The sequence below is a fragment of the Saccharothrix texasensis genome (assembly GCF_003752005.1).
Classification (GTDB): Bacteria; Actinomycetota; Actinomycetes; order Mycobacteriales; family Pseudonocardiaceae; genus Actinosynnema; species Actinosynnema texasense.
Genome location: NZ_RJKM01000001.1, coordinates 8,863,261 through 8,877,565, shown reverse-complemented (window position 1 = coordinate 8,877,565; position 14,305 = coordinate 8,863,261). Strand labels below are relative to the sequence as shown.

Below are 14,305 nucleotides of genomic sequence, written 5' to 3'. Positions count from 1 at the left end.
CGAACATCGAACATACTCGCCGCTGACGCGTGAGGGCGGTGACAGCCGTGTTCGAGGTACCCGCCCTGCGTTGTTAGCGCTCACCCGCCTGCTGGACACCGCACCGCTCCGATCGTGACCCACCCCGTGATCAAGGGAGATCACCCGTGCCACGAACACCGACGAGGATCGGCGCGCTGGTCGCCGCCGTCGCCCTGCTGTTCACGTCCTGGTCGGTCACCACCGACCGGCGCGCCGAGGCGCTGGAGCCGTTCACCGGCTACCTGATGGCGCACTTCACCGGCGAGCACGCGACCGGCGAGCAGATCTACCTCGCGCACAGCCGCGACGGGCTGCGCTGGACCGACCTCAACAACGGCGCGCCCGTGCTGCTGTCCACCGTGGGCACGCGCGGCGTGCGCGATCCCGCGCTCGTCCGCTCCCCCGCCGGCGACCGGTACTGGATCATCGCCACCGACCTGCGCATCGCGAGCGGCACGTCGTGGTCCGACGCCGCGAACCGGGGCAGCAGGTCGCTGGTCGTGTGGGAGTCGACCGACCTGGTCACCTGGTCCGCGCCACGGCTGCTCGACGTCGCGTCCGGCATCCCCGGCGCGGGCAACGCCTGGGCGCCGGAGGCCATCTACGACCCCGCGTCCGGCGAGTACGTCGTCTACTGGGCGACCAACGCGGCGCTCAACGGCGTGACCAAGCACCGCATCTACTACGTCCGCACCAGGGACTTCCGCAGCGTCAGCTCGCCGGTGCTCTACATCGACCGGGGCGCGGGCCAGGGCATCATCGACACCCAGATCGTCGAGTCGCCCGGGAGCGTCGGCGGCTACCGCTACTACCGGGCCTCCGCCGACGGCCACATCACCGTCGAGGGCAGCAACTCGATCCTCGGCTCGTGGACGACCATCGGCAACCTCTCGCACATGGGCATCTCCAACGGCACCGGCGGCGGCAACGTGGTCGAGGGCCCGATGTGGATGCAGTTCAACGGCCGCGCCGAGTGGGCGCTGTGGCTGGACCAGTACGCCACCGGCCGCGGGTACATGCCGATCGCCTCGACCAACCTCGGCAGCACCCGCAACTTCCGCGCGGTGTCGGACTACAACCTCGGCGCGACCCGCAAGCGGCACGGCTCGATCCTCAACCTCACCGCCGCCGAGGAGGGCCGCGTCCTGGCCAAGTGGGGCGCGACCAGCCCCGTCAACCGCATCCAGTCCTACAACTTCCAGGACCGCTACGTCCGCCACGCCGACTTCGACGTGCGCATCGACCCGAACGTCAGCCCGGCCCAGGACGCCCAGTTCCGGGTGATGCCCGGTCTGGCGGGCTCGGGGACCGTGTCGTTCCAGTCGGTCAACTACCCCGGCTACTACCTGCGGCACAACAACTTCGACTTCGTGCTCGCGGCGGACGACGGCAGCTCGGCGTTCAAGGCCGACGCCACGTTCCGCCAGGTCGCCGGGCTCGCCTCGGCGTCGTGGTCGTCGTTCCAGGCCTACAGCCACCCCGACCGGTACCTCCGGCACTACGCCTACCAGCTCCGGCTCGACCAGATCACCGACGCGACGGGCCGCGCCGACGCCACGTTCCGGCTGACGAGCTGACCAGGGGGCGGAGCGGGGGTGGGCGCTCTCGGCGCCCACCCCCGTCACGTCACCAGTAGCTGCGCCAGTCGGGCCGCAGCCGGCGGCTCAGGGCCTCCAGGTAGAAGTAGTCGCCCCAGAGGCTCCCCTCGTCCACGCCGACGTCCTTGGGCTTGTCGTAGACGCCGTGCAGGAGCAGCGCGGTGGACCCCGGCTCGCGCGCGGTCGAGTAGGAGGTGGCCAGGCTGTCCAGCATGGCGTCGGCCTCGGCGCGGTAGCGCTGGGCGGCGCCCTGGTCCTCCAGGTGCTCCGCGAGCTCGTACAGGCCGCACGCGGCGATGGCGGCGGCCGAGGAGTCGCGTTCCTGTCCGCTGCCGTCGGTGAACACGAGGTCCCAGTAGGCGATGCGGTCCTCCGGCAGGCGGGTGAGGAAGTAGTCGGCGCAGCGCCTGGCCGCGTCGAGGAACGACTCCCGCCGCGCGTGCCGGTAGCCGAGCGCGAAGCCGTAGATGCCCCACGCCTGCCCGCGGGCCCAGCAGGAGCCGTCCTGGTGGCCCTGCTCGGTGCCGCCGCGCAGGGGTTCGCCGGTCTCCGGGTCCCAGTAGTAGGTGTGGAACGTGGTGCCGTCCGGGCGGATGATGTGCTGCCGCAGCTGCTCGGTGTGGCGGATCGCGGCGTCGGAGTACGACGGCGTGCCGGTCGTCTCGGCCGCCCAGTACAGCAGCGGCACGTTCATCAGGCTGTCGACGATCGTGCGGCCGCGTTGCAGCGGGTTCTCCAGGTCGCCCCAGGCCTGCAGGATGCCCGCCGGTTCCAGGAAGCGGTCCATCAGGTGGTCCGCGGCCTTCAGCGCGGTGTCTCGCGCCCCCTCGTCGCCGAGCAGCCGGTACGGCGTCACGCTGGACAGGGTGTAGAGGAAACCGAGGTCGTGGGTGTCGAGGTCGATCCCGCGCCGGACGCGGTCGGCGAAGCTGTCGACCTGGTGCCGCGCGGCCCGCAGCACGGCGTCGTCGCCGGTGGCCTCCCAGACCAGCCACAGCATCCCCGGCCAGAAGCCGGTGGTCCACCCGACGTTGGCGCCTTCGGGTTGGCCGTCGCGGGCCGTGCGCGGCCGGTACGCGCCCGCGGTGGTCGTGTCGTCCGGGTACCAGGCGGTGAAGTCGGCGATGTTGGCCCGGACGGTCGCCACGGCGGCGTTCCAGGCCACGGCCAGGTGGTCGGTGGTCGGTGCGGCGCGGTCTGCTTCCGCGGACATGGTTCTCCCTCAGAACGGGTGACGGAACGACGGGCGCGGGTCAGCGCGCCGCGGCGGGACGCGGGTCGGGCTCGGAGCCCGGGACGGCGCGGAGGGGCTTCAGGGTCGCGCGACTGCCCACCCAGACGACGTACAGCGCCGGTCCGGTCAGCAGGGCGAGCGCCGGCACGGGCACGGCGCCGACGGCCGCCGCCAGCACCCACAGCGCCGCCGACGAGACGACGGTGAACTGCGGGCGGCGAAGCGCGAGGAACAGGCAGGCCCGCAGGAGGCGCCCCAGCGGCACGTCGGGGTGTTCGACCACGCCGGTGAGCGCCACCAGCGCGGTGACCGCGGCGAGGGCGGCGAGCACGACCAGGACCGGGATGGCGACCGCGCCGACGGGTGAGCCCCAGGCCGCGCGGACGTCGACGGCCAGCACGACCAGGAGGGCGGCCGCGGCGCCGGCCACGATGGCCGACCGGCGGCCGTGCCGGCGCCAGGCGCGCAGGAAACCCCGCACGACCGGCGCGCCGTCGTCCTGCGCGAGGGAGCCGAACACGGCGTGCGCGGCGGCGACGGCCGGTCCGAGGAACGGGGCCGTCAGCACCAGCAGCGGCCAACTGGCCGTGACGGGCGTGAACAGCAGCACGGCCAGGAACGGCCCGGTGGCGCCCACCACGAGCGCACTGGTGGCCAGCAGCGCGTAGGCGGTGGTGAACACCCGCGCGTAGATCTCGTGCGACACGGTCCTCAGCCCTTCAGCCCGCTGGTCGCGACACCCTGGACGAAGTACTTCTGCCCCAGGAGGAACACCACCGCGATCGGCACCACGGACAGCACCGAGCCGGTCATGATCAACGCGTGCTCGGCGTTGTACTCGCTGACGAACGACTTCAGCCCCAGCTGGATGGTCCACAGGTCCGGGTCGCGCAGGTAGATCAGCGGGCCGAGGTAGTCGTTCCAGGTGGTGACGAAGGTGAGCAGGGCCAGGCTGGCCAGCGCGGGCACGGACAGCGGCAGCATGATCCGGAAGTAGATGCCGTACTCGCTCAGGCCGTCCACCCTGGCGGCCTCGCACAGCTCGTCGGGGATGGTCAGGTAGTACTGCCGCATCAGGAACACGCCGAAGGCGCTGAACGCCTGCAGGGCGATGACGGCCCACGGCGTGTTGGTCAGGCCGACCTCGGACATCATGATGAACTGCGGGATCATGTACGCCTGCCACGGCACCGCGATCGTGCCGATGTAGACCAGGAACAGCAGGTTGCGCCCCGGGAAGCGGGCCTTGGCGAACCCGTAGGCGGCGAAGCTGCCGGTGAGCAGCTGGAGCACGGTGACGACCACCGAGAGGAAGACCGTGTTCTTCAACCACAGCAGCATGTCCGAGATCCGCCAGATCTCGACGTAGTTCGCCCACTGCGGCGACTCGGGGAACCAGGTCACCGGGATGGCGAAGACGCCGTTGGCGGTCTTCAGCGAGGAGGACACCATCCAGAAGAACGGCAGCAGCAGGCCGGCCGCCGCCACCACCAGGACGGCGTAGCCCAGGACCTTGCCCGGCGCGGGGAGCCGCGTGCCGCCGCGTCCGGACGGCGCGGCGGGACCGGCTCCGGCCGCCCCTGGCGCGGCGGGGTCGAGCGCGGTGTGCGACGCGGTCATCAGGCGTTCCTCCTGCGGTTGATGACGAACTGCACGACCGTGACCAGCATGCAGAGCGCGAACAGCACGACGGAGATCGCGGAGGCGTAGCCGAACCGGTTCTCCACCAAGCCTTTCTGGTAGATGTACTGGGAGAGCACGAGGGTGGACTGGCCGGGGCCGCCGTTGGTCATCACCAGGATGAGGTCGAAGACCTTGAAGCTGCCGATGGTGAGCATCACGGTGACGAAGAACGTGGTGGGGCGCAGGCACGGCAGGGTGACGTTGCGGAAGCGCGCCCAGGCGTTCGCCCCGTCGATGCGGGCGGCCTCGTGCAGCTCGGGCGGGACGGTCTGCAGGCCGGCGAGGAAGAGGAGCATGTAGTAGCCCATCTCGCGCCAGACGCCGACGATGATCACGGCCGGCATGGCCCAGGTCGAGGACGCGGTCCAGCCGGGCGGGTCGTCGACCCCGAACAGGCCGAGGATCTGGTTGATCGGCCCGGCGTCGCGGCTGAACAGCAGGTTCCACGCGATGGCGATGGCCACGATCGAGGTGACGTAGGGGAAGAACGCGGCGGTGCGGAAGAACGCCACGCCCCGCAGCTTGCGGTTGAGCAGCAGGGCCAAGCCCAGGCTCGTCACCAGCGTGAGCGGGATGTGGAACGCGGAGTAGTACAGGGTGTTGAGCAGCGCGCGGTGGAAGCTCGCGTCGCCGAGCAGGCGGGTGAAGTTGTCCAGCCCGATCCACTTGGCCTTGCCGAAGACGTTCCAGTTGGTGAACGAGATGTAGAACAGCGCGACGACCGGGCCCAGGGTGAGCAGGCCGAAGCCGAGGAAGTTCGGCAGGACGAACGACGCGCCCTGCAATGACCGGCGCGCCCGGTACCACCGCTTCGTCCGGTCCGCGCCGGTGCTGCGCGGACCGCCGACCGTCGTGGTGCTCATCGGCTCTCTGTGCTCCTGCGTAGGGGGTGTGCTGGGGGCGGCGCGGGCCCGACGGCGCCGGGCCCGCGCCGGGTCGTCACTTCGACTCGAGGACCTCGCTGCGGGCCCGTGCGCCCGCCTTGGCGAGCGCCTCGTCCACCGGGGTGCTCCCGGACATGATCGCCGAGTGCGTCTCCTGCAGGATGTTCTGCAACGCGGCCGTCTGCGGCGAGACGGGGTTCTCCGGGCGGGTGTCGTGGTTGTTGAAGGTGAACAGCGAGAGCTCGTCGGTCGGCACGCCCTGGACCTCGAAGTAGGCCTTGGCCACCTGCTCGGTCAGCGCCGCGGGCGTGATGCCGATGGAGGCCAGCGCGGTGGCGCCGCCCTCCCCCGCCACGTAGGACAGGAACTCCTTGGCCGCCTTGACCTTGTTCTCGTCGATGGCGGCGTTGATGCCCAGGCCGGTGGGGTCGCCGAAGGTGACCGGCTTGTCCTTGGTGCTCGCGTCGCGCTGCGGCGCCGGGGCGAAGCCCCACTTGAACGACTGCGCGGCGCCGGACTTCTGCTGCGCGACGAGGGTGGCGACGTACCAGCTGCCCATCAGCATCGTCGCCGCCTGCTGCGTGCCGAACTGCGCCTGGTACTGCAACGTGTTGGTGGTGGCCGTGCCGTAGTCCACCTGCGCGCCCGACTCCTGCTGCTTCAGGGCCCGCTGGTAGTAGGGCGCGTAGTAGCCGTAGTCACCGCTGTTGAGGTCCGCGCCGGGGGTCTGCGCCAGCGCCAGCCCCTGCACGGTGGACTGCCACACGTGCTGGTAGGCGGCCTTGGCCGGGGAGCCCGCAGTCTTGAGACCCGCCGAGAGGTCCGCCACGGTCCGCTCGTACTCCGCCCACGTCCACGCCTCGGTGGGCGGCGTCACGCCGGCCGCCGCGAAGAGGTCCTTGTTGTAGAAGACGTACCAGGAGTCCTGGCGGTACGGCACGGAGTAGGTGACACCGTCCACTTTGTAGTTGCCCAGGCCGTTCACCTTGTCGCCCAGGCCGTCGGCGACGTCGGAGACGTCCAGCAGCTGCTCGCCGGCCTGGTAGGTGATGAAGTTCTTGAGGGTCTTGTGGGCGAAGACGTCGGGTCCGCTGCCGGCGGCCAGGTCGGCGGTCAGCTGGGTGTCGTAGTTGGTGGCGTCGTACTCCTTGAACTCCACCTTCACGTCGGGGTTGCGCTGGTGGAACCCGTCGGCGAGCTTCTGGAACTCCGGGGTGGAGTTGAGGCTCCACGCGCTCATCGTCAGGGTGACCGGCCCGCCGCTGTCGGCGGCTTCGTCGGCGCCGCAGGCGGTGGCGGTGAGGGTGAGGGCGGTGACGGCGACCGCGAGGGCGGTCCGCCTGGCATGGCGGTGTCGCATGGTCCTTCACTTCCTGGTCGAGCGGTGGGGAGGACGGGGAGTGCTCAAGCGGCGCCGGGTGGCGGACCGCCGGTCAGGACAGCGCGGTGCGGGTCTGCGCGCCGTCGGGCCACCGGGTGGTGACCCAGCTCGTCGTGCCACCGCGCGAGAGCCGCACCTCGGGTTCGGCCGACCAGGGCCGGGCGTCGCGGGTCAGTTCGAGCAGCGCGGCGAACCACTCGCCGGGCAGGACGGGGTGGCGCGTCCACGGCACCGCGGCGACGGGTCCCAGCGGGCTCGCGTCCGCGTGCCGGGACACGCCCGAGTCGGTCGTCTCCCCCAGGAGGACCACGAGCGTCGACTGCGCTCCGCCGTCGCCGCGGGCGCACGGCGGGTCGGTGGCGAGGGTCTCCGGTTCCGCGCCCGCGACGGCCCACCCGGACAGCTCCAGGCTCACAGGCGGGCGGTCGCGGGAGACCTCGTCGACCCGGACCAGGCGCACCTCCCACGGACCGCGGACGAGCGAGTGCACCGCGACCGTCCCGGCGTCGTGGTGGCGGCCCTCCCAGCCCGAACCGTGGTGCTTCTGCGCGTCGTCGGGCTCCAGCCAGCGGACCGCGCCGGACGAGGACGCGGTTCCCACGGTCACCCCGTCGACGTCGAGCACCTCCGTCGGGCCGAGCGCCATGCCGGACCGGTGGGACGCCCGGCCCTCGGCGTCCACCAGCACGACGGCCTGGTCGTGCGGGTCGACCCAGCTGTCGCGGTCCAGCAGCGGACTGGTGGCGGTGGAGTAGCCGAAACGCGCGTAGAGCGGTGAGTCGCCCCTGGTGTCGCCGGGGAGGGCGTGGTCCGTGCCGTGGTTGACGATCCGCACGACGCCGTCGGCGGCGGTGCCGCTCACCAGCCAGCCCGGCGCCTCGACCGCCCGCAGGTAGTCGCCCCGCTCGACCGGCAGCGGCAGTTCGCCGGTCGCCCACACCGGGTGGTCGGCGGGCAGGACCAGTCCGAGCATGCCCTTCACCGCCCAGTACGGCGAGCCGGGGCCCGAGTACGACTGCGCGAGCCGCGGCCACCGGCCGTGCCAGCCGAGCGACAGCAGTCCGCGTTCGTCGAAGCCGTCCCGGTCGACGAAGTGGCGCACGACGCTCGACGCCGCCCGGCGCAGCACCCCCGCCGGGGTGGACGGCACCCCGGCGAGCACCCCGGCCCAGAACGGCGCGCCGGCGGCGAACCGGTAGGTCAGGCTGCGGCCCTGCAGCAGCGGCGACCCGTCGGCGCCGACCAGGTGCACGGCGTCGAGCAGGTAGCGGTCGAGCAGCGCGTCGTCCCGCACCCGGCGGTCCTCGGCGAACCCCGCCGCACCCGGCATCCGCGACCACAGCAGCGGGTAGACGTGCAGCGCCCAGCCCACGTAGTGGTCGAACGAGCGCTCGTGGCCGTCGGCCATCCAGCCGTCCCGGCGGAGGAAGCCGTCGTGGGTGGCGAGGTCCTCGGCGACGTCCTCGGCGGACCAGGGACCGCCGACCGACCGCAGGAACGCCTGCACGACCAGCCGGAACCACACCCAGTTGGTCTGCGGGTAGGTCCGGTCGCCCACCGCGGGGGCGAGGTAGTCGACGAACCGCTCCTGGACGGCCGGGTCGAGCCGGTCCCACAGCCAGGGGCGGGTCAGGTCGAGGGCGAGCGCCAGCGACGCGGCCTCGACCTTGGCCTGACCGTGCTCGTCCAGGCGCACCCAGCGCTCGGGGGACGAGGGGTCGGTGCCCGCCGCGATGCCCTCGGCGTAGAACTCGAGGAGGTTGTCCGGGTCGGCTCCGCGTTCACCCGCGATCCGGAACCCGGCGAGCAGGAAGGTGCGGGCGAAGCCCTCCAGGCCGTCCACCTCGGTCCCGTACCCGCCGGCCGGACCGGGCAGGGTGATGCGCGCGTGCCCCGGCGAGGCGTACGGGCGCACGGCGCGCAGCATGGCGTCGGCCGTGCCGGCCCACTTCTCGCGGGTCCACCCGCCGGGTGGGGTCGGTGGTGCGTCTGCTCTCAGGAGAGGTTCGGGCGGCATGTACTCGTCGTCCTTCTTCGTCGAAGGCGTTCGATCAAAAACAGCACAGTTGCTTTCGTTTTTGATCGCTTTGGCTGTCAAGTAGTAAATACGTGCAGGAGCGATCGTGTCAAGACTCACATGAACACTCCGATCCCCGACCGCCCCGGCCTGCCGCCGTGAGGTGTCCCCCTGCGCCGCCCACATAATTGGGGCCTCGATCAACGACGAGAGGACGTGCGGTGACGAAAGCGCGCAGGGGGCACGGTGCGGCCGGCAGGAAGCGGGTGGCGGTCCGGCCGACCGCGGGACCCCGGCCCGACGCCACGGCGCCGTCGCCCAGCGCCACCGCGGCGGAGGCGTCGTGAGCGCCGAGTCCCGCACGCTCGCCGCGAAGAGGCGCGCGTCGATCCTCGAAGCGCTGCACCGGGACGGCATGGTCCGGATCTCCGACCTCAGCGACAGGATGGGCGTCACCGCCGTGACGCTGCGCCGCGACATCGCCCACCTCGACGGCGAGGGCCTGCTGCGCCGGGTGCACGGAGGCGCCACGCTGCCCACCGCCGAGCTCCTGCCGCCCGCCGCCCAGCCGCTGGACCTCCCGGCGGAGCCCGCGTACTTCGGCGCCGCGGGCATGCTGGTCCCCTCCCTCGACTACTACTGGCCGGAAGTGGTGCGCGGCGCGGAGGAGGAGGCGTCCGCGAACGGCTTGAGGATCCTGCTGCGGGGTTCGTCCTACGAGAGCGCCGACGACCGGCCCCAGCTGGAGCGGCTGCTGGACAACGAGGACGTGTGCGGGCTGATCGCCGCGCCGAGCCTGACCGCTCCGTCGGCGGCGGCCACGATCGAGTGGCTGAGCACCATCGACACCCCGGTCGTGCTCGTCGAGCGCGTCGCGACGGTCGGCCCGCGCCAGGCGGTCGTGGAATCGGTGGTGTCCGACCACGCCCTGGGCGCGGCCATGGCCGTGCACCACCTCGTGTCCCTGGGCCACCGCAAGGTCGGCATGGTGACCAGCGAGCACAGCCCGACCTCGCCGCACGTGCACCGGGGCTGGCTCGACGCGTGCGCCGAGACCGGCCTCGACCCGCGGTCCACCGTGGACACCGCCGTCCCGGCGCCGGGCACGCCCGGGTGGGACACCGCGCTGGACGGGGTGCTCGACGGGTTGGCCGCCACCGGCACCACGGCGGTGCTCGTGCACGCCGACACCGAGGCGATGGCCCTGGTCCAGCGCGCCGAGCAGCGCGGCATCCAGGTGCCCGCCGGGTTGTCGGTCGTGGCCTACGACGACGAGGTGGCGGCGTTGTTCACCCCGGCGCTCACCGCCGTGCGCCCGGCGCGGCGCTCCATCGGTCGAGCGGCGGTGTCGCTGCTGGCGGCCCGGCTGCACGACCCCGACCGGCCGTCGCACCGGGTGGTGATCACCCCGTCCCTGCGGGTGCGCGGCTCGTCGGTCCCGCCGCCCGACTGACCGCGTCCGCCCGGCTCAGCGGGCCAGCCAGCCGCCGTCGACCGGGAGGACGACGCCGTGCACGTAGTCGGCCGCGCGGGAGCACAGGAACAGCACCGCGCCCGCGATGTCCTCCGGTTCGGCCCAGCGCCCCGCCGGGATGCGCTCGAGGATGGACCGGTTGCGGTCCGGGTCCGAGCGCAGGGCACCGGTGTTGTCGGTGGCGACGTAGCCGGGCGCGACGGCGTTGACGTTGACGCCGCGCTGCGCCCACTCGTTGGCCAGCGCCTTGGTCAGGCCGGCCACCGCGGACTTCGACGCCGTGTAGCCGGGCACGGTGATGCCGCCCTGGAAGCTCAGCATCGACGCGACGTTGACGATCCGGCCGGAGCCGCGGGCCAGCATCACCCGGCCGACGTCGCGCGACAGCGTCCAGGTGGCGCGCAGGTTGACGTCGAGCACGTGGTCGAAGTCGGCGTCGGAGTGCTCGGCGGCGGGCGCGCGGCGGATCGTGCCGCCGTTGTTGACCAGGACGTCCACCTCCCGCCCGGCCAGCAGCGCCCCCAGCTCGGCCACCTGCGCGTGGTCGGCCAGGTCGGTCCGCACGGGGGTGAACACCCGGCCCTCGCCCTCGACCGCGGCCCGCGCCGGGCTGTCGCCCTCGGGCATGGACGAGGCGATGCCGATGACGTCCGCGCCCGCGGCGGCCAGCAGCCGCGCCACGGCCAGCCCGATGCCGCGCCCGGCCCCGGTGACGGCGGCGGTCCTGCCGGTCAGGTCGAGCAGGTCGGCCACCTCCGACGTCATCGCAGCGCCGCCGCGGGGTGCGGGTCCATGTCGTCGAACGCCTGGTTCTCCCCCGCCATGGCCCAGACGAAGCTGTAGGCGGCGGTGCCGACGCCGCTGTGCACCGACCACGGCGGCGAGATCACCGCCTGGCGGTCGGCCACGACCAGGTGCCGGGTCTCGCTGGGCTCACCCATCAGGTGCACCACCCGGGCGTCCTCGGGCAGGCCGAAGTAGAGGTACACCTCCGTGCGGCGCTCGTGGGTGTGCGCGGGCATCGTGTTCCACATGCTGCCCGCGTGCAGCGTCGTCACGCCCATCACGACCTGGCAGCTGCGGACGCCGTTCTCGTGGATGTACTGGGTCAGCGTCCGGCGGTTCGACGTCAGCGGGTCGCCCAGCTCGCGCACGGTGCCGGCGCCCGGCTCCACCAGCACGGTCGGGTAGGCGGTGTGCGCGGGCGCGGAGAACAGGTAGAAGGCGGCGGGCGCGTCGGGGTCGTCGGACGCGAACGACACCTCCTCGACGCCTCGGCCGACGTACAGGCACGCGGTCGGTTCGAGCCGGTGCTCCTCGCCGTCGACGGTCACCGTGCCCGGTCCGCCCACGTTGACGATCCCGGCTTCGCGGCGGTCGAAGAACCGCTCCGACCTCAGCTCCGGGAACGCCGGCAGGCTCAGCGGGCCGCCGCGAGGCAGCGCGCCCACCAGCACGACCCGGTCGTGGTGGCTGTGCACCGCGCGCACCTCGCCGTCGGCGAACAGGTCTTCGACCAGATAGTGCTGCCGCAGGTCGTCCGTGGTCATGGACGGGACCTGCCGCGGCGCGGTCGCGTAGCGCTGCTCCACGTTGCGTCGCCTTCCTAGAGTCGATCGTTTCACACACTTGATGGCAGGAAACAGTCAATCTCAGACACAAAGGAAGGGCAAGACTGTACAGTTTGCTTGTTACGATCAGTTTCGATCAGGACCACGAGGCGAGCAGGCGGTCATGGCGGACAAACCGGGTGCGGAGGCGAGGGGCGCGATGCTGCCCGCCGCCCGACGGCAGTGGCTGCTGGAGCACTTGGCGGGCCGGGGCGTCGTGCGCATCACGCACATCGCGCAGGCCATGGGCGTCACCCCGGTCACCGTGCGGCGGGACGTGAACGACCTGGCCGCCGAGGGCTTGGTGGAACGGGTGCACGGCGGTGTCAGGCTGGTCGACGACCTGCCCGCCGAGGCCGGGGGCGCGGACGCCACGCCGGCGATCGGGATGGTCGTGCCGTCGCTGGACTACTACTGGCCGGAGGTCATCCGCGGCGCGCAGGACACCGCGCACGAGAAGTGCGCCCGGCTCGTGCTGCGCGGCGCGTCCTACCAGGTCGACGACGTGCGGCACCAGGTCGAGTGGATGATCGGCAGCGGCGCGGTGGACGCGTTGCTCGTCGCACCGCCGACCCGGGGGGCCGGGGCCGAGGAGCTGCTCGCGTGGCTGACGGCCCTGCCCGTGCCGGTGGTGCTGGTGGAGCGCTCGGCGGTGTCCGGCCCCTACCGGCAGCACGTCGAGTCCGTGCGCACCGACCACGCGGCGGGCGCGGAGCTCGCCGTCCGCCACCTGCACGGCCGGGGCCACCGCGGCATCGGGCTGGCGATCAGCGCCACCAGCCCCACCTCCGGGCAGGTCCGCGACGGCTGGCACCACGCGATGACCGACCTCGGCCTGACCCCCGCCCCCGAGGTGAGCGTGGCCGCCTACTACGAGCCGGGCTGGGCGGTCGACGTCGACCGGGTCCTGGACCTGTGCGCCGAGCACCACGCCACCGCGCTGGTCGTGCACTCCGACCGGGAGGCGGTGTCGCTGGTGCAGCGGGCCGAGGAGCGCGGCATCCGGGTGCCCGCCGACCTCTCGGTCGTCGCGTACGACGACGAGGTCGCCCGGTTCGCCCACCCCCCGCTCACCGCCGTGCGCCCGCCGAAGTACGCCGTCGGCAGCACCGCCGTGCACCTGGCGCTCGAACGCCTGGCCCAGGGCCCGGACCGGCCGGTGCGCCGGGTGGTCCTCAGCTCCGAACTGCGTGAACGCGCCTCGACCGACGCGCGCACGCGGGCCGTGCGCTGATCGCCGCACGCCGGCGACGCCGACCCGCACACCAGCCGCACGGCTCCGCATCCCCTCCCGCGCACCGGCGCCCCGGCTCATCACCGCACCCCGGCCACACCGTCCCGCACCCCGGCCGCGCTGATCCGGGCGGCGGCCCACGCGGCCGGATCGGCGACGAGCAGCCGTGCCACGTCGGCCGGTGGCAGCGGCACGGCCACGTCGGACATCGTGCACAGCGCGCCGGCCGCGGCCAGGTGGCCCGAGCGCAGGCAGCGGGCCGGCGGGTGGTCGGCCAGCAGGCCCGCCAGGAAACCGGCGGCGAAGGCGTCGCCCGCGCCGACCGGTTCGACGACGTCCACCGCCAACGCGGGTTCGAACACCGGCGCCGAGCCGGCCGCCAGCACGGTCGCGCCGGCCGCCCCCTGCTTGACGACCACTGTGCCGGGCTCCGGCAGCACCTCGCGGACCGCGGCCGGCCCGGACACGCCCCACAGCGCCTCGGCCTCGTCGTCGCCGACCAGGGCGATGTCAGCCCGGGCGGCCAGGGACCGGAGCACCTCCGGCCCGGACGGCCCCCACAGCGCCGGCCGCCAGTTCACGTCGAACGACGTCGTGATCCCGGGGTGGTCCAGCAACGCGCGCACGAGGGCCAGGCAGGACGGTGACAGCGCCGCCGTGATGCCGGTCAGGTGCACGTGCGACACCACGCCCAGGTCGAGTCGATCGACCAGGTCCGGCCCGAGCGCGGACGCCGCCGAGCCGGCGCGGTAGTAGCGCACCGCGCTGCCGGTCCTGCTCGCTTCCTTGACGTAGAGCCCGGTGGGGCGGGTCGGGTCGACCAGCACGCGCGAGACGTCCACCCCGGCCTGCGCCACGGACGCGACGACCGCCCGCCCGAACGGGTCGTCGCCCACCGCGCTCACCCAGCCGACGGGCACGCCGAGCGCGGCCAGGGCGCAGGCCACGTTGGACTCCGCGCCGCCGACGCCGCGCGTCCAGGCGCGCACCTGTTCGGGAGGCCCGGTTTCGGCGGGGGTGAACACGGCCATGGTCTCGCCAACGCACAGCACCGCGACCACTTCGACTCCTTCGGGCTCAGGTTCGAACAAAACGATCGTAAACGATCAAATAGTGCTTGACCCGACTCAAACGATCGCACATGCTCATCCCGTGCTCTCCCGCTCCGC

At 72.8% G+C, this 14,305-nt stretch carries 12 protein-coding genes; 3 read left to right on the top strand and 9 right to left on the bottom strand.

Annotation, left to right across the window (positions count from 1 at the left end):
• Positions 1 to 146 precede the first annotated feature (146 nt).
• Positions 147 to 1,598, top strand: a complete 1,452-nt coding sequence (locus EDD40_RS39570) for a glycoside hydrolase family 43 protein (RefSeq protein ID WP_123747421.1) — start codon at positions 147 to 149, stop codon at positions 1,596 to 1,598.
• Positions 1,599 to 1,647: 49 nt separating this feature from the next.
• On the opposite strand, the gene EDD40_RS39565 is transcribed toward EDD40_RS39570, so the two are convergent.
• From EDD40_RS39565 to EDD40_RS39540, 6 genes are all read right to left on the bottom strand, one after another.
• Positions 1,648 to 2,832 carry a glycoside hydrolase family 88 protein gene (locus EDD40_RS39565; protein WP_123747420.1) on the bottom strand — a complete coding sequence of 395 codons (1,185 nt, stop codon included), beginning with the start codon at positions 2,830 to 2,832 and terminating at the stop codon, positions 1,648 to 1,650.
• A gap of 40 nt (positions 2,833 to 2,872) precedes the next feature.
• A complete protein-coding gene (locus EDD40_RS39560; RefSeq protein ID WP_170185374.1) occupies positions 2,873 to 3,559 on the bottom strand; it encodes a DUF624 domain-containing protein in 687 nt (228 codons plus the stop codon).
• Between the two features lie 5 nt (positions 3,560 to 3,564).
• Entirely contained in the window at positions 3,565 to 4,473 is a 909-nt protein-coding gene (locus EDD40_RS39555) for a carbohydrate ABC transporter permease (RefSeq protein ID WP_123747418.1), read from the bottom strand.
• A complete protein-coding gene (locus EDD40_RS39550) occupies positions 4,473 to 5,399 on the bottom strand; it encodes a carbohydrate ABC transporter permease (protein WP_123747417.1) in 927 nt (308 codons plus the stop codon). The genes EDD40_RS39555 and EDD40_RS39550 overlap by 1 nt, the downstream gene beginning before the upstream one ends.
• Positions 5,400 to 5,475: 76 nt before the next feature.
• Positions 5,476 to 6,780, bottom strand: coding sequence for an ABC transporter substrate-binding protein (locus EDD40_RS39545; protein ID WP_123747416.1), 1,305 nt, complete (start codon positions 6,778 to 6,780; stop codon positions 5,476 to 5,478).
• A 73-nt stretch (positions 6,781 to 6,853) separates the two neighbouring features.
• The gene (locus EDD40_RS39540; protein ID WP_123747415.1) at positions 6,854 to 8,818 is read right to left on the bottom strand and encodes a DUF2264 domain-containing protein; all 1,965 of its coding nucleotides are present in this window, start codon (positions 8,816 to 8,818) and stop codon (positions 6,854 to 6,856) included.
• A 343-nt stretch (positions 8,819 to 9,161) separates the two neighbouring features.
• Between EDD40_RS39540 and EDD40_RS39535 the strand changes: the two genes are divergently transcribed.
• The gene (locus EDD40_RS39535; RefSeq protein ID WP_236594246.1) at positions 9,162 to 10,271 is read left to right on the top strand and encodes a substrate-binding domain-containing protein; all 1,110 of its coding nucleotides are present in this window, start codon (positions 9,162 to 9,164) and stop codon (positions 10,269 to 10,271) included.
• A 15-nt stretch (positions 10,272 to 10,286) separates the two neighbouring features.
• Here EDD40_RS39535 and EDD40_RS39530 read toward each other — a convergent pair whose 3' ends face one another.
• Together EDD40_RS39530 and kduI are read right to left on the bottom strand one after the other, a co-directional pair.
• Positions 10,287 to 11,057, bottom strand: a complete 771-nt coding sequence (locus EDD40_RS39530) for an SDR family oxidoreductase (RefSeq protein ID WP_123747414.1) — start codon at positions 11,055 to 11,057, stop codon at positions 10,287 to 10,289.
• Positions 11,054 to 11,842 (bottom strand): 5-dehydro-4-deoxy-D-glucuronate isomerase, encoded by a 789-nt coding sequence (gene kduI, locus EDD40_RS39525; protein ID WP_211348352.1) that lies wholly within the window; start codon positions 11,840 to 11,842, stop codon positions 11,054 to 11,056. The genes EDD40_RS39530 and kduI overlap by 4 nt, the downstream gene beginning before the upstream one ends.
• Before the next feature lie 184 nt (positions 11,843 to 12,026).
• Between kduI and EDD40_RS39520 the strand changes: the two genes are divergently transcribed.
• Positions 12,027 to 13,136 (top strand): LacI family DNA-binding transcriptional regulator, encoded by a 1,110-nt coding sequence (locus tag EDD40_RS39520; protein ID WP_246038222.1) that lies wholly within the window; start codon positions 12,027 to 12,029, stop codon positions 13,134 to 13,136.
• 80 nt (positions 13,137 to 13,216) lie between these two features.
• Here the strand turns inward: EDD40_RS39520 and EDD40_RS39515 are convergent, their stop codons facing one another.
• Positions 13,217 to 14,188 (bottom strand): sugar kinase, encoded by a 972-nt coding sequence (locus EDD40_RS39515; protein ID WP_123748625.1) that lies wholly within the window; start codon positions 14,186 to 14,188, stop codon positions 13,217 to 13,219.
• Positions 14,189 to 14,305: the final 117 nt, after the last annotated feature.